Raw genomic sequence first — 16,275 nt, forward strand, 5'->3', positions numbered from 1 at the left:
CTTAAACCATCCTCCTTACAAACTCCATATGTTTTTCTTTTAAATTCTGCTTATGGGAACGGGCAATCAGAAGTCTTTCTTCATTGTCCATCACTACTTCATCTCCATCAATCGCCCTGATATGCCCAAGATTGATGATATATGATACATGAATATGGGCAAAGACCTTATCATCAAGCTGTTTCCATATTTCTTCAGTTGTCATATTTGCCTTGAAATTTTCTGAAATCGTATGTATCACTGCCTGACGACCTTTCTTCTCAAAATACACAATATCATCGCAGCTAATACGAAACTGATTTTTTCGGAACTGAAAGACAAAGTCACGCTTTATCATATGAAGATACTGCATGGCTTTTAAAAGAACGGACTCCAGCTTTTCCACTGTAATCGGTTTAGAAATATAGTCAAAGGTAATAACCTCAAAAACATCCATAACATACTGAGTATATCCAGTCAGGAATACAAACAATGCTTTGGCATCTATTTTCCGGATTTCTTTTGCAAGCTGCAAACCATTCATCTCCGGCATTTCAATGTCAAATATATACAGATGATACATTTCTCCATAATCTATAACATGCTTCAGCAACTCCTTCGCTGTAAAATACACTTCATAAGAAAACTGGTACTGTGCTAACTTATCAAAAGCACTTTCCAGCATTTCTACATCTGTTCTGCTGTCATCACAGACCGCAATATTAAGCATAACACTTCCTCCTTTTCGAGCTTGGAAGCAGGAAGCACTTCAATTTATCTAATCAACTTAGATAAATACGCCAGCACACGGTCAAAAAAATCATTTCTCTGCTCTTTTGTGCTGTTCGCAACATAGTAATCCAAATTAAAATCTTTTATGTTGCTGCTCTCGCCTGTTATAAGATATGTAGGATCAATTCCATATTTATGATAGAGTGTCAATACTTTATCTACAGATATTCCAGTTACACCTGCTTCAAGTTTTCGATAATGTTCTACTGTAACACCCAATACATCCGCAATTTCTGACTTTTCAAGGTTCATATTCAGTCTTGCCTCTCTTAGTCTCTTTCCTATCTGTATATTGGCATCTTTTCTTCCTGTGTCCAAGATTTTGCACCTCTTTTCCATGTTAATCATATCAATGGGACTTTGATTCTCATAGTCCAGAAAACAACCCAACGCACATCATTTTATGCTCGTAAGTAGGTTAATTTGTGCTTTTATTAAAAAAACGAATGGCACATCTGATACCATTCGTCTTTATCTGCTTTATATTCTGTTGTAAATCCTATTAGCGGACGTTTTTTGGCTATTTATCATATCCATCACTGCATTTCTTTTACTCTGACATCCACTGTATTTTTAAAATTTTCAATCTGATGTGAATACTGTTCATTCATAAGTGTGGAATGAATCATAAAATCCGCTGTCGCAATATTATTAGCAATCGGTATAGCAAAAATATATAAGAAACTGCAACGGACAGAGAATATTTACACACTTTCTGCCCGTTGCAATTTTTGTCTATTTATTTTTTTATTTTGGCAAGTAATATCCCCCTTCGTGTTTTATAATGACAGCGTAAACAGAAAGGAGATGAACTTCCATGAGAAACAAATTCCACAACTTTATTGAAAACTTACTTAGCTTTTATGCAAACTTTTTCACACACAGATTTTACCCTATGTAATATGCAGTTGTCCCACAAACAGATCTTGCAGAACATTATGGTAATAGCCATAGGAAAACGAAAGAAGATAAACTTCCATGAAAAATAAACTTCACAACTTTATTGAAAATATACTTAGCTTTTATGCAACTTTCTTCACAAGAGGATTTTATCGTTTTTAAATATCATTCAATACTTTCCTCGATTCGCCCATCCGTCAAATCATAACTCATATCAAGAAAATCTAATATCTTTGCCTCCTGGACTGTCCCATCCAGAAGAATTGTGATCCAATTACTTTTATCCATGTGATATCCCGGCAGGAAGCCTTTCATGTGTGTCATAACACTTATCATATCCGGCTTACATTTTACAACCATAATATCAACCCTATCTTTTGTATCCAATCCGATTTTAAAGCCTTCCAAATTCATAAATACTGCATACCATTTTCCATTGTCATTACGAAGTATTGCACTATCTGGTAAATCATTCCACAGATATTCTGGAATTGTTCCATATTGTTTTTTTACATATTGAAATATAGTGTCTCTGTACATACTGTGTATACCTCTGATCCTGTAATTTCATATTTGAATATAATCATATCATATTTTCCTCATATACAGTTATTTAAGATTTAGCGTATTACTATTGGAATGCTCAAAATAAAAAGATGCAGAAATGTATAATTGTTGATAATATACATCTCTGCATCTTTGGGATTTTAACTTTCATGTACAGCATATTCCGCACTAATATGGAGGAATATTATCCTATTTAAGTTTCATACGGCACACCATACATAGAATAATTAGAATTAACCTGCATGATGCAAATTCTCTCTATTTTTCTTTTTTATCGACAAGCATCTAATAATATTTCACATTTTCTGCCAGAAATAATACTTTTTGTCCCAAAAGCAAAAAAGACTTGCTACTCTGAAAAGATTTTCTTATATTTATTCTGCTTTTTCCAACATAACATTTAGTTCATCACTTTTCCCTACCAAATCATCATATCTCCCTAAATCTGCAACCACTCCCTCCTTCAGTACAACGATCTGATCCACTTTGCTCAATACCTCTTTCTTATGTGTTATCACTATCACTGTTTTGTCTTTTAGCCGAGTATCAAGCAGTCCGTTTATCTGCTGTTCTGAATAAGCATCTGTGTTTGAAGTAGCTTCATCAAATATAATAATCGGCTTGTCATGCACCAATGCCCTTGCAAGGGCTATTTTCTGCTTTTGCCCGCCGGAGAGCATTGCCCCATTCTGTCCTACCACATGATCTAAGGAAACCTCTTTTATAAAATCTTCAAGTCCGCTGTCCTTGCAGGCAGCTTCTATCACCGTATCATCTATTTGTTTATCCAGACAGATATTATTCCTTATTGTGTCATTGAATAAATAGATTTGTTGGCTCACAACTGATACCATATTTCGGTATTCTGGCAATGGCAGCTCTGAAATATTTTCTGCTCCCAACAGTATTTCACCACTTGTCGGCTCATACATTCTCGTAAGAAGATTGATGATTGTCGTCTTTCCCGAACCATTGCGCCCAATTATAGCTGTCTTGCTGGATTTTGCAAATAATATATCAATATTCTTCAAAATGCACTTATCCCTTTCATACACAAAAGAAACCTTCTGCAATCTCAAATCATTTGGACATAGATCCGTTTTCTTTCCATTATCCGTTTCTTCTTCCAATTCCATAAACGCATAATATCTTTTTGTTGACGGAATAATCCCTGATAACAGGTATCCTATATTTAGGATTGCAGAAATCGGTCCGGTAACATAAGCACTATATGTAATGAAAGCGAACACACTACCTACTGAAAGTTTCATATCAAACACTAAATTTGCGCCCAGTATATATAACAATGTAGAAAGAAACTGTACCATGATACTATCTATTATCGTATTCCACTGCCCTAACATATTCATCTGCTTTTGTTTCTCTATAATATTGTTCTGGTTAAGTACAAACTCCTCATGCTTTTTATCCAAGATATTAAACAGCTTGACTTCTCGTACCCCTCCAACAGTATCTCCAAACCATTTTGCGTACTCCTGATTCCTTTTTATGAACTCGTCCATAATCTGTTTTTGCTTTTTTGCAAAGTATTTCATTACCACACACTTAATAGGTATAAACAGAAGAACCAGTACCGTCATTCTGAAATCTATTATGAATAAACCTATTATGCCGCCTGTCATGCTAAACGCCTGCGTAATTACGAAAAAAACACTGCTGTCAGCAATAGATGTCATCTGGTTAATATCCGTGTTGATATTATTCAAAGTCTCCGCATAGTTTGTGTTATTGAAATAGTTTACCCGCAGCTTCATAAGATGTGAAAAAGACTGTTCCGAAAGAAAATATTGTATCTTTGCTGAAATATCTACACGTTTCTTTTCCTTGACTATATCTATGAGGGAATTTATAGTGTAGATTACCATAGACACCAAGACCAGCTCTATCAATAATTTCTTATTTCCGCCAATAAAGCCATCGTCCATGATTCGCCTGCTGATCAGCGGAACGCATAGATTTAACCCGGTAGAAACAAGCAAACAACCGACAATTACAACTATTGTTTTTTTGTATCTGCCTAGTAACAGAAGTAATCTTTTTACAGCCTCTTTGTTATCCATCTTCTTCCTCCGTCAGTTTCGCTTCTATAATATGATATATTTTCTCAACATCTTTTCTGTCAATCAGTCCAGATATTTTTTTCTCAATCTTTTCTCCTTCAAAAGAAAACCGGACAATATTTATATCTCCCTCATTGCAAAGACTGATCTGTACATCACAATCAGGATATACTTTCAAATATTTATCCTGTTCTTCCACCGGAATGCACCATATGACCAAATCACTCTGTTTATAAAAAGTCTGGCTCTCTATAAAATTTTTCCAAGCATCAATATCTGATACTGGCTCCGGCATATATTCTAATGCATATAATACACACTCCGGCTCCATTCCTATTGTATATGCGTTATAACCACCATTAGCAAATGCCCTCTTTAGTTCTGTGAGTATATAGAACTTGTCTATTACATCTTCCACTGCCAGTATCACTACCGGAACTTCAAGACCATTTCCCTGATAATGATTATGCTTAATTTGCCGTTGCCTTGTTTCCTTGCTCCAAATGAACCCCTGAACATCTATATTATGAATATCCTCATGACCAAGATATATTAAGTTCTTATTCCTTATATCCAAATTTTCTAATTCTGCCATAGAATAAGCTATTACAGTATCTATTTTCCCCTGTATTTCATCATACACCCCTGTAACTGTTTCAAAATAATACTCTGCCCTGCTCATAGTTCCTCTGCCCGATATATACGCCCTGTAAATCCAGTCCGGCTCATAACTATCCACTGTCATTTCAATATGGCTTTGCTCTTTAGCATATCTCTTTAATTTTACTATATCGAGAGTTTTGTCATTGCTTAGTTTATTTGCAATCAATGCACATATATAAGGAGCTGCATAGCTGTTACTCGGTGAAGTTTTGTGTTCCTTATTTTCTAACATAATTATATGTTCTGAAATTGTAACTGTATCTATCCCTAAATGTATATAATCTTTGGAATAGGATAGAGGACTTTCCACATTTGCAACACCTATAACATTAGTAAAACTTGCCGGGAAAGTAAAATATCCTATATTCGATATAGCCGCAACAAATACCAGTCCTTTATATGTATACCTATTAATTAGTTTTTTTAAAATATCTTTTTCTTTAAAATGTGTAGTCCCCAAACTAAGATTGACAATTTTTATATTATTTTTGCAACACCATTCTAAAGCAGGCTCTAGCTTTTCAACCCCACCTGTTCCGTTCTGATTAAGAATGCGAATACTGTTAAACACAGCATCAGGACAATACTTTTCTATTATTATAGCACATATTGTACCATGAAGAAAATCACTAGCTTTCGACATCGAGCGTTCTTCAATAAAATCATTATTTTCATCCACTTCAAACCGATTTCTAATTTTTTTCCTATCCAATAGCTTTTCATTTAATCCGCTATCTATTACAGCAATTTGAATTTCAAGACTCATACCGCACCTCTACAAATAAAAGGACATAAATCTCAATCAACCTACTTTTTGATAGAAGATAAACGCCCTTATTACATACTATTGACTATAAAATAACAGATTCCGTTTTAGTCTTAAAACTCCTTAATCATCTTTCTTTTGAAGTACCTCACAAATAATGTTTGTGACATTATCTAGTGTATTAAATTTCCCCTCTTGTATATATGAGGACGGAATCTGCAAATTAAATTCTTTCTCAACAGCATACAAATAAGCAACTACATCTCCCGGCAATAATCCCATTTTACTACCAAAGAAATTATCAGTGCAATAACTATCCTGAATCTTGCTTTCATCTTTCTGAAATAAATCAAAAAAAACTTTTTTGACTTTAGCCCTTATATTTTCAGCATCCACATTCTTCTCCTCCCTTCTTAACTTACAGTTCCAAAATCACTTTCACTCAGTTTATTTACAATATAACTATACATCTCTAAAGCACTTGTAACGTTCAACGAGTTGTAAATTGGGATTTCAGTATCTCTCTTTAAATCCTCTATCCTTTTATCCACCAAGTCTGCACCTGTTGTTATAAAAGACAATTTCTTTTCTTCTTTGCTCCTTGCTACATCAAAATGTTTGTTTGCCATGTTAAAGCAATCAACCTGCATATCTAACTTATATTTTGATGATGTCTGTATCATTTTAAGGAAACCGGAATCATAACCTTCATATGGAACACACATGATAGCTGTATCTGGTCTAACGGCATTTGCAATCTCAAAGGCAGTTATGCCAAAATTATTTGTAATTGTTTCATTGAATACCATTGTGGCTCCCGGCACACCAATAATAAAAATATCGGGCTTTTCCTGTAGTTCAATGCTTTTACAAATTCGATTGAACCATACAATCTTGTCAGCTTCACTCAATTGATTTGCGTACATAAATTCAGGTATTGCATGAAAACCAAATAACTCACAATATTCTTTTGTTCCAATCTGGCTAACTTTATATCCTTCTTCCTGCAGAAATTTTCTCAGCCCTAATTGCACATCAAATTTATTAGTATTTTCAATAACACTGGCTACAAAGACCACTGGAACGGATAATGGTATAATTTCATGCTCAAATAATTTATCTGTATCCATTCTCCGATTTGTAAGAACAACACATTTTACGTTCTTTTTTTTACACGTTTCTTCTGCTTCTTTCTTCTGTTGCTGAGAAATATTATATAAAAAAATAACATTTTTCCCACATTCTGCTGCAAGTTTTACTTGTGGCATTATAAATGTATCAAAATCACTAGATGACTCACATACTAACAAATCATCAAAATTTATTTCACTTATTTTCTTATCTGAGATAACAATCCCTGTATTTTCTCCTCCATATGCATATGCAGCATCTTTTCCTTGTAATCCATAACCAATTGGAGACACGCAAGCCACAATTTCATGGTTTAACAACAACTCTCTATTTCGTACAAGAGAAGCACATTCTGCATTATAAGGGAAAATTATAGCTTTCCTTTTCATAATATCTCCTTCTCTAAACAAACAATTTTTCCTTATCAAAATTACATCCTAAATCTCTCATAACACAATAATCTCTCATCATGTTATCTATGTGACCACGAATTAATGCACAGTTTTGTAACTTTTTTTCAGCAGACAGTTCTTCCAAATTATCTGCTTGAACTGCACAAGCAGAACAAAACCTAAATGCCCAACATTGCTTGCATTCTTTTTCAGTTAATTTTCCAATATTCAATAAAGCTCTAGCTTTATCAATATCAAAACCTGTATCTATATGTCCCATTCTTACTGCCTTTGACGCTTCGCTCACTCGTTCACAAGGATATAAGTTTCCTTCTACATCAACAAATAGTCTCTGTATACCTGGTACACATGGTCCAGAATGATGATCTCTTTTTATTGTTAAAGAAGATGGCATTTTTGTTTTATCATGTATTTCCTTCAAACTATGAAAACCATGTGAAACAAGTTTTGATACGCTTCCATTCTCCAATCTTCCTAATTTTTGAAGATACATTTTAAATATTTCATAACTAAATTTTTCCCTATACTCTTCATCTGTTGCCACTTCATCCTTACGATAATATTCAGAAATAAGATTTGCCTGTATATAAAAGTCTTTAACTGTTTTATAATCAGAAAAGAAATTACTAGTACAATCAAAATCTGTAGTCGGATCTATAACAGCATTAATATGTACTCTTTCCATATAATCTGGATACTGTGTTTGTATTTTTTCAAGAATTTGCATTACTACACTAAATGTACCAGCACCATTTGCAGCAAATACTCTATTTTTATCATGAGCCTGTCGATCTCCATCTAAACTCACCGTTAAGCTAAACTCATTATCATATAGAAATTTCAAAACTTCATCTGTTATAAGTGTTGTATTTGAAGTTATATTAAACATCAATTCTTTACCTATGCTCTTTTTCTTTGCATACTTAACACATTCCTTTATCAAATCTAATTCAAGTAATGGTTCTCCACCGTAAAATCCAAGAGAAACCCTATCACGATCTATAGAATGATCAAAAAGAAAATCAATTGCCTTAAATGCAATTTCCTTACTCATTCTCTTACTACTATGGACACGATTATCATAACTACCAGAATAAGCACAATATTTACAACGCAAATTGCACCCCTGTGTGACTTGTAACGCAATTGTACCTATACAACGCTCCAAAGAATATTCCAATGTAGAATCCATCGGATGCACCATTTCAAAATCTGCTCTATCTTTTAAATATCCTCTATCTCTTAATTTTTCTATAGCTGGTGTGATCTCTTTATATCCACTTTGCATATATTTCTCAAGTTCAAAATACAAATCCTCTTTAAGATTTATAATTACATTTGTATTTGCATCAAACATATACCTCTTCCCACCAGCAGTAAATGTATGAAAAACCGGCATACTATTTCCTCCCTAATTATTAAACAGGCATGACAATATGCCCAAAGCATATTGTCATACCCATCTTCCGCTGCATTGCTATGTTCTTACACCATACGAATTGCTACAAAGTCCATGTAAAATTGGGTGTATCTAGCCTGAAACAAAGCTGCTGAATTATTTGTCTGTCCAGTGCTACAAGAGCAAGTTCCATAACAACTGCAACTGCAACTGCAATATGCCTCCAATGTTTCCTGCATAACATCGCTACGCTTTACCAACTTCTTCATATTCTCACCTCCTTTCAGCGCATAATATTATATATCGATTATTATAAGTTGATATAGTCAGTAAAGTCCTCAATTATCAATTGTACTTTTTATTATGTTTTCATTAAAAGTATTGGCAATATTTTCATAAGCAGCTATGGCAACCGCCCTATCTACTTCCGATAATACATTAACAGCCGATATATTATCATTAAAAGCCGCATCTTTTTTACTCTTTTGCATATTAATCTCTTCTATCTGTCTGCGCTTTTCTGCCGCCTCCTCACTGCGCTCTAAATATTGTCTACGCCGTTTAGCCTTCTCTTCATCTTCAGCTTTCATTTGCGCCTCTATCTTTGCTTTTTTTTCTGGTGAAACATCTCCACAAACATAATAGTGTGCAGTTCCATCCGGGTGAATAACCATACCATAAGATTGAATCTCAAACCCCCCGACTGCCATCTGCGCCTTCACAGTTGACTGCGAAGCAAAAAAATCCTGTATCATCTTTTCGTAATAAGCTGCTTTTTTGGGATCATTTGCCATTGTTTCCAAAACATTGGGTGCAATCACAATATTATTCATCCCATATGTCCCCGTCCCCAATGAATCCATACTCTTTTGATCACTTCCAACATTTTGGATCATTATATTCCCATACTTAGCCTTTAAATATTCAGTGTAGGTATCTACTTTTGAAACACTATTTTCATTTGGCTTCTGTACTTTCTCTGTATTATCACCCTCTTTAGCAGATAAAATCTTATTGAAATCTAAATGATTGGCTTGCCCTGTCGTCTTATTCTGTTGATACCTATAATTCTGATTATAAGCATTAACTGAATTTTCAATGCCTAATCCCATATTAACTCCTTTCCACGGTTCTTCTGTCAGTCAGAACCGTACCTGCTCTCTCCATCCGAAGCCCAAGCAGTAACCTTTAATTGATTTATTGGAATAACAGCTCTTTTACATTCTATGGCATTTTAGGCTGATAACCAATAAACAAACATGCTGAGTCTGCTTCCTTTTTGGCATTAACATATGCTGCTTTTGCAAGTAATCTCAGTGCTACATCATTAAGCTTTTTCATATTTGAAAACCTCCTTATTTTTCTTTTTTATCGGCAAGTATCTTACAACATTTCACCTTTTCTGCACGAAGTAAGATTTTTTTGCACGAAGTAAGACTTTTTTATTCAAAAAAGCATAAAGTTATTCTTATTATAAAAAACTCATGACCTATATTTCAGCTCAAGAAAACTCAACATATACTTCATATTTCATCTATTAAACGACGCATTGTTTCTATATTTTTATTATAAATAACCATATAACCGAACTAAAAGTAAAAAACATTTTCTTGCCCAAAACAGAAAAGTGGACGATTATTCTTTAACTGTGTAAAAAACAACCATCCACTAAAAACTCTGTCTATTCTTATTGTCTTAATTTGAATACCGAAACCATACCGCTAAGTGTTGTAGCCTGAGCTGTAAGTTCTTCACTCGTCGCTGATGTTTCCTGTGCCGCAGCCGAATTATTCTGAACAACTTCAGCAATTCTTTCTGCGGTTACCTCTACCTGTTCCATACTGTCTGCCTGTTCAATGGAAATTTCTTTTATTTTTTTCGCACTGTCTGCAATCGCCTGTATACCATCCACAACTTCTCTCAATGAAGTTGAGGCTTTCTCTGCATACATATTTCCATCTCCAACCTCATGAATAGCTGCTTCAATAAGTGCTTTTGAATCCACCGCTGATTTTGCACTCTGTTCTGCAAGGTTTCTGATCTGATCCGCAACAACAGCAAAACCTTTACCACAATGTCAAGTGGTAAATTCAAAAAGGTCAAACACCATCAAAGAAAGCTATCTTTCGTAGTGCTTGCCCTATTTTCACCTTATTTTTATTCATGTTTTCTGTCTTGTATTGTTCGAGCGAGAGAATTGTAATATATTTTGTGAAGGTGCGAAATGGACTATATGACATTGAAAGTGGGTGCCGAGAAATAGGGCATGACATCTCACATGGTGTGTCGGCGGGCGTATTCCCGGCGCTGTGAAGATGGCTGGTGCTTGGCTGATTCCAAAAACTGCGGAGAATCCAACAGATCGGCGCTATAAGCCATTAGGAAAACCTTAATAATCTCATGTAAATCATAGAGAATGAAAACTTTATATCGGTTATACTTAATCAAATAGAGACTCAAAAAGTCCAGCTAATAAATGTCAATAGATAAATGAAAAATATTTTTCCTCTAAAAAAGGGTAGACTTTCCCCTTGGTGAAAATATTATTTTTCAAAAAGATATTGATTCGTTGGATTTGCAGTATTTTATGCGGCTATGTCGCATTTAGCAGCATTGTATTGTTTGATGTGCTCCTGTGGCGTAATGATTTCAAAAGACTTGCTATCTCTGAGTATTGCATAGATTATGTTGCGTACTTTATGGGAAACGGCACCCATTGCTACAAGCTTTGGTTTTGAACTGCATTTTTTGAGGTAATAATCGCGAAGCACCGGATTCTTGGCAGCTCCTGTACGGGATGTACTGATACTTTGTAAAGTCAGTGTATGAATTACCCGTGCCGTAGATTTAATCGTATCAATAATCTCTAGTGAAAATATATATGCCCTCTTACGAACAATAACAAATTCTCTAGTGAAACTCAACAGGTACAAGGTAATACTTTACAGAGTGGTTTTAAACTTCGGGACAATCTGCCCCGAAGTCCAAAGAAAAATGTGTATCGTGCATATTGAATCTCTACATAGGAAGTTGTAAAATACATATATCGACAGCTACTTACTATTTTTTTGTGTATTTTGGGTAATAAGGGGGAATTTTTATGTTTGATAGTTCTGATGTTCAATCTGTATTTTCAGGTAATATAGCCGAAGAATGGGAGAAAAAGTCACGCTATATTAACAGCCTTAACGGTAATGATAATATGATGATTCCTACAATCAAGAAATATATAACCTCAACATCAAAGATTTTGGAAGTTGGTTGTGGGACTGGAAAATTGTTAAGTCAGATTGACGCACTAACTTTTGGCATTGAATTAACTGGAGTTGAAATGAGTAGCGATATGCTCCAGCAAATAGATACATTAAGATTTAAAAATCCTGTTCGGTTAATAAATGATAGTGTAGAAAATTTTATTGATGACAATAAATATGACATTATCGTAATGAAACAGGTATTACATCATATTGTATCAAGAGAGCAAGTTTTGAAAAAATTAGCTGGTTACTTAAATCCAAATGGAGTCATTATTATAATGACACCAAATGACGGTTATCAGAAAAGCATTTTGCCGTTTAATCCTATTACAGATTTGTTAGGTAGAATTGATGATTCGATGATCTACGAGTATATAAAAGATTTGCCTTTACAAGTAGTCGAAATACAGCACGTTAATAGCCTTGCCACATTTAATTCACTATACGAGTATTTTATGTTTCTTTATGCCATTGGTAGTTTACAGAAAATATTCAATTATAAAGGCGAATACGAATATGCACTAAAGCTAATTACTGTATTCAAAAATCTATTTAGCAAAGAGGAAACTTTGTCAGTAGATTTTAATTATAGTTACATAACACTTAAAAAGAAATAAATTGTATGCCTTGTAGCAGAAAGGAGATATTATGAATTACTACAAAAAAGTAAAAAGTGCGTTTGATGATTGGGCAACTACATATGAAAGTGATGTTGTTCCTAAATTAGATTTAAGAGGATATAGCTATGATGAGTTAGCAAAGACAATACTTTCATATTATGACAAGTCTATGGATAAAAAATCTATCTTAGAATTAGGTGTAGGAACAGGAGTATTAGGAGAACGTGTAAAAAGTCTTGTGCCAAGCACAGAAATTGACGGCTTAGATATATCTTCGGAAATGTTGAAAAGATCAAAAGAAAAGGCAGTATATAATCATTTGTATTTAGGGAGTGCAGATGAACATTTATATACCGAACAATATGCTTTTGTATATTCAGCATTTATGTTCCATAGCGTAAAAGGGCAGGACATTCTTCTCTCAAAAATTGCAGAGTGTTTAGTCAACGGTGGAATGTTTATACTTGTGGATTTGATTCCAAATATGAAGATATTAGCTAATAACGCAGATTTTAATGCACATAGTATAAAGTATGAACATGGCGCCCCTGCTATGTATAAGACTTGTGCGGAAATGGTTGACTTAATCGAAAGTTCTCCTTTTGAACTTGTCGAATTGAAAAAATTAGGAATTAGTAAAGACTATAATCATTATTTATTCGCATTGAGAAAGGGGAAGTAAAAATGGAGCAGCTTTTAGAAAAAGTAAGATTATTACACATACAAAATGATTTTAAGAATAACGGTGGGGAAGATAAGTATTTTAGAATGGCGTTGCTTATGGAAGAATTAGGCGAGATTTGTGACGCTCTCACAAAGCAAAAACCTAATTTTAAAGAAGAACACGCCGATTTACTGATTTTGTTATTAGGAAATTGTGTGGCATACGATATTGATATTATTAAATTAACATCAGAAAAGTTAGATAGGCTTTTGAAAATGAAAGCGAGAACAGACGGAAACGGTCATAGCCGTTTGATTACTGAGTTGGAGGAGAAAGAATGAAAATTATGATAGCCGGAGCATGGGACGAAACAAATGAAAACTTGTTGTCCTCAGCGTTTCAAATTGCTAAAGTTGCCGCCGAAAAAAAACATATAATAATTACTGGCGGAGGAACAGGAATCCCTAATTCTGCTACGCATGGAGCATTAGCTGTAAACGGAATAAGTATTGCATATAGTAATGAGGGGCATTGTGAAGGCGGACATGAACCAGCTACTTTTCGCGTGGCGACTGAAATGGGTTGGGACGGGCGAAGTGTATTGGCTGTAAAGTCCAGCGACCTTCTTATTGTTATAGGTGGGTGTAATGGCACATTAAACGAAATAACCCTTGCATACCTTAATAATATACCTATATGGGTTTTGGAAGATAGCAGCGAAATGATTTGTCGTTTAAAAAATTTTCTATATGAGGGAAAATATATTGATAAACGGAAAAATGTTGAAATCGAGTTTTTTAATTCAGCGCAAAGTATGATTGAAAAACTCAATTCCAAAAATATTTTACAAAACTAGAGGAGAAAGAAATGATATTATCCGTGTCAAGGAGAACGGATATTCCGGGCTGCTATCCAGAATGGTTTATGAATCGGTTGCGTGACAAATATGTTATGACTAGGAATCCGATGAATTTTCATCAGGTTAGCCAGATAAATCTTTCGCCAGATTTTATTGAGTGTATTGTTTTTTGGACTAAAAATGCAGTACCATTTATGGACTATTTAGAGGAATTAAATCGTATGGGATATATGTATATGTTCCAGTACACCATTACCCCATACGATAATACTCTTGAAAAGAATATATCTGATAAAAGCGACATTATAAAAAATGTATTGGAATTATCCGAAAAAATCGAAAAAAAACGAATCGTATGGAGATATGATCCTATTTTACTTAATGATACTTATACTGTAAATCGGCATATTGAACTATTTGAAGAAATGTGTAGTTTGTTATATACGGCAGTAAATCATGTTGTTATTAGCTTTATTGATTTATACCAGAAAAATAGAGGATATAGGTTATACGAATTAAGTACAGATGAAATAACACATCTTGCACAAGCGTTTGGAGAAATAGGCGCAAAGTATAAACTTCCGATAAAGACTTGTTGCGAAAATTATGATTTGACGAAATTTGGAATAACTAAAGGTGCTTGTATTGACAGTGTTCTATTAGAAGAAATCTGTAATCGCCCATTACTATTAAAAAAGGCGACTGGACAAAGAAAAAACTGTCTTTGTGCAGAAAGTGTTGATATAGGTGCTTATCATACCTGTTTGAATGGGTGCATATATTGCTATGCTACCGATTATAAACGACTGAAAACTAAACAAAAGTGTTATGATAAAAATAGTCAAATTCTATGCGACAAATTGGATTTTGGCAAAGATATTATAAAAGTACGCAAAATGAAAAAGTTATAAATTTAGAGGGAGAGGTGGAAAATGAAAGATAAAAGTTTAACGCGTGTTTCAGTCTTTCTTACCAGTCAAATAATCTCCTTATTTGGCTCTGCCATAGTGTCTTATTCTATTGTTTGGTATATAACACTAAAAACATCATCAACAATGGCTCTTGCAATATCTATAGTTTGTACTTATATGCCGCAGATTGTTATTTCTATGTTTTCAGGAACGTGGGGGGATAAATTCAACAAAAAAAATCTAATTATAATAGGCGATACGATTACTGGTATTTCTACATTGATACTAGCAATTTTATTTATAAATGGTTTTGATTCATTATACCTACTATACGGTGCTTGTGCGTTGAGATCGGTTGGTTCAGGAATACAAACACCATTAGAACACGCCTTTTTACCGCTGATTTGCCCTGAAGAAAAATTAACAAAAATAAATGGAATCTATGCTACTGCTTCATCAGCAATCAATATTTTATCTCCTGCTATGGCAGGTGTTTTATTAAATGTAATGGATTTTGGACATACCCTCTTTATTGACTGTATCACAGCACTATTGGCGATTATTGTACTATTAAAGCTAAAATATAAGAACACAATAAGTTCTAACAAGGATACAAGTACACTGTCTGATTTTTTGGAGGGAGTAAAATATTTCAAGCAGCACATTTTCTTAGGAAGATTGATTTTATTTTATTTGCTTTTTTATTTCTTTATGTCAGCACCAGCTTTTTTAACGCCAGTATTGGTAAATCTTAAATTTAGCAGTAGTGTTAATGCTTTGGCAATCAATGAATTTGTATGGTCATTAGGAACTATGTTAGGCGGGATTTTGATTTGTTCTTTTAAAGAGTTTAATAAACTAAAATTCATGGCAATATCAGCATTGCTTTTTGGAGGTTTTATTTGTCTTTTAGGGGCGTCAAATATTTTTAGTATATATATTCTTTTTATGCTATGCTCAGGAATATCTCTTCCTTTGTTCAATACATCAAATACTGTTTTAATACAAGAAAATGTAAAAAAAGAGATGTTAGGACGCGTTTTTGCTAACTTAAATATATTATCTACAATTTCTACGACAATAGGAATTACTGTTTTCGGAATAATAGGTAATACAATTTCCGTTGATATTCTTTTGATTTTAGTTGGAGCATTTATAGCAATATTGTCTATTTGGATATGGAAAATTTATCGTGAAAACAAAGTGTAGCACAAAAAACACTTCGAGCCATCCTGCCCCGAAGTGTTTTTTGTTACGAAATAAATTAGAAATT

Annotated in this window: 17 protein-coding genes and 2 pseudogenes; 6 read left to right on the forward strand and 13 right to left on the reverse strand. The window is 34.0% G+C overall.

The features are described from left to right. Window position 1 precedes the first annotated feature (1 nt). The 13 genes and pseudogenes from RIL182_RS13035 to RIL182_RS22385 form a co-directional block, all read right to left on the reverse strand. Window positions 2–709 (reverse strand): LytR/AlgR family response regulator transcription factor, encoded by a 708-nt coding sequence (locus RIL182_RS13035; RefSeq protein WP_005602856.1) that lies wholly within the window; start codon window positions 707–709, stop codon window positions 2–4. A gap of 44 nt (window positions 710–753) precedes the next feature. Next, on the reverse strand, window positions 754–1,119 hold the full coding sequence (locus RIL182_RS13040) for a helix-turn-helix domain-containing protein (protein WP_006859493.1): 366 nt from the start codon (window positions 1,117–1,119) through the stop codon (window positions 754–756). A 717-nt stretch (window positions 1,120–1,836) separates the two neighbouring features. Continuing rightward, a complete protein-coding gene (locus tag RIL182_RS13050; RefSeq protein ID WP_006859492.1) occupies window positions 1,837–2,211 on the reverse strand; it encodes an MmcQ/YjbR family DNA-binding protein in 375 nt (124 codons plus the stop codon). A 401-nt stretch (window positions 2,212–2,612) separates the two neighbouring features. Continuing rightward, window positions 2,613–4,319: an ABC transporter ATP-binding protein gene (locus RIL182_RS13055; RefSeq protein ID WP_006859491.1), complete on the reverse strand. Its 1,707-nt coding sequence runs from the start codon at window positions 4,317–4,319 to the stop codon at window positions 2,613–2,615. Further along, the gene (locus RIL182_RS13060; protein ID WP_006859490.1) at window positions 4,312–5,748 is read right to left on the reverse strand and encodes a S8 family serine peptidase; all 1,437 of its coding nucleotides are present in this window, start codon (window positions 5,746–5,748) and stop codon (window positions 4,312–4,314) included. The genes RIL182_RS13055 and RIL182_RS13060 overlap by 8 nt, the downstream gene beginning before the upstream one ends. Before the next feature lie 123 nt (window positions 5,749–5,871). Beyond that, window positions 5,872–6,144, reverse strand: a complete 273-nt coding sequence (locus tag RIL182_RS13065; RefSeq protein WP_006859489.1) for a peptide maturation system acyl carrier-related protein — start codon at window positions 6,142–6,144, stop codon at window positions 5,872–5,874. Window positions 6,145–6,161: 17 nt separating this feature from the next. Further along, entirely contained in the window at window positions 6,162–7,268 is a 1,107-nt protein-coding gene (locus tag RIL182_RS13070) for a TIGR04066 family peptide maturation system protein (protein ID WP_015567857.1), read from the reverse strand. 13 nt (window positions 7,269–7,281) lie between these two features. Then, on the reverse strand, window positions 7,282–8,691 hold the full coding sequence (gene ccpM / locus RIL182_RS13075; protein WP_006859487.1) for a Cys-rich peptide radical SAM maturase CcpM: 1,410 nt from the start codon (window positions 8,689–8,691) through the stop codon (window positions 7,282–7,284). An 86-nt stretch (window positions 8,692–8,777) separates the two neighbouring features. Beyond that, window positions 8,778–8,960: a CLI_3235 family bacteriocin precursor gene (locus RIL182_RS22330; RefSeq protein WP_081021248.1), complete on the reverse strand. Its 183-nt coding sequence runs from the start codon at window positions 8,958–8,960 to the stop codon at window positions 8,778–8,780. Window positions 8,961–9,029: 69 nt separating this feature from the next. Continuing rightward, window positions 9,030–9,803 (reverse strand): DUF6033 family protein, encoded by a 774-nt coding sequence (locus tag RIL182_RS13085; protein ID WP_006859485.1) that lies wholly within the window; start codon window positions 9,801–9,803, stop codon window positions 9,030–9,032. 112 nt (window positions 9,804–9,915) lie between these two features. Continuing rightward, complete coding sequence (locus tag RIL182_RS13090; protein ID WP_015560929.1) at window positions 9,916–10,032, reverse strand: cyclic lactone autoinducer peptide; 117 nt, start codon at window positions 10,030–10,032, stop codon at window positions 9,916–9,918. A gap of 346 nt (window positions 10,033–10,378) precedes the next feature. Next, a pseudogene (locus RIL182_RS13095) lies at window positions 10,379–10,750 on the reverse strand (methyl-accepting chemotaxis protein); the annotation flags it as partial. Between the two features lie 526 nt (window positions 10,751–11,276). Beyond that, a pseudogene (locus tag RIL182_RS22385) lies at window positions 11,277–11,528 on the reverse strand (IS110 family transposase); the annotation flags it as partial. A 263-nt stretch (window positions 11,529–11,791) separates the two neighbouring features. Between RIL182_RS22385 and RIL182_RS13110 the strand changes: the two are divergent. From RIL182_RS13110 to RIL182_RS13135, 6 genes are read left to right on the forward strand one after another with little or no spacing between them, the layout of a single operon-like run. Then, window positions 11,792–12,565 (forward strand): class I SAM-dependent methyltransferase, encoded by a 774-nt coding sequence (locus RIL182_RS13110; protein WP_006859481.1) that lies wholly within the window; start codon window positions 11,792–11,794, stop codon window positions 12,563–12,565. A gap of 31 nt (window positions 12,566–12,596) precedes the next feature. Beyond that, a complete protein-coding gene (locus RIL182_RS13115; protein WP_006859480.1) occupies window positions 12,597–13,250 on the forward strand; it encodes a class I SAM-dependent DNA methyltransferase in 654 nt (217 codons plus the stop codon). A 2-nt stretch (window positions 13,251–13,252) separates the two neighbouring features. Beyond that, window positions 13,253–13,573, forward strand: coding sequence for a pyrophosphohydrolase domain-containing protein (locus RIL182_RS13120; RefSeq protein ID WP_006859479.1), 321 nt, complete (start codon window positions 13,253–13,255; stop codon window positions 13,571–13,573). Continuing rightward, on the forward strand, window positions 13,570–14,088 hold the full coding sequence (locus tag RIL182_RS13125; protein WP_006859478.1) for an SLOG cluster 4 domain-containing protein: 519 nt from the start codon (window positions 13,570–13,572) through the stop codon (window positions 14,086–14,088). The genes RIL182_RS13120 and RIL182_RS13125 overlap by 4 nt, the downstream gene beginning before the upstream one ends. Window positions 14,089–14,099: 11 nt before the next feature. Next, on the forward strand, window positions 14,100–15,002 hold the full coding sequence (locus tag RIL182_RS13130) for a DUF1848 domain-containing protein (protein ID WP_015560924.1): 903 nt from the start codon (window positions 14,100–14,102) through the stop codon (window positions 15,000–15,002). A gap of 21 nt (window positions 15,003–15,023) precedes the next feature. Further along, window positions 15,024–16,211, forward strand: a complete 1,188-nt coding sequence (locus RIL182_RS13135) for an MFS transporter (protein ID WP_015560923.1) — start codon at window positions 15,024–15,026, stop codon at window positions 16,209–16,211. The last annotated feature ends 64 nt before the right edge of the window (window positions 16,212–16,275 follow it).

Source organism: Roseburia intestinalis L1-82 (assembly GCF_900537995.1).
In the GTDB taxonomy this organism is placed as follows: domain Bacteria; phylum Bacillota; class Clostridia; order Lachnospirales; family Lachnospiraceae; genus Roseburia; species Roseburia intestinalis.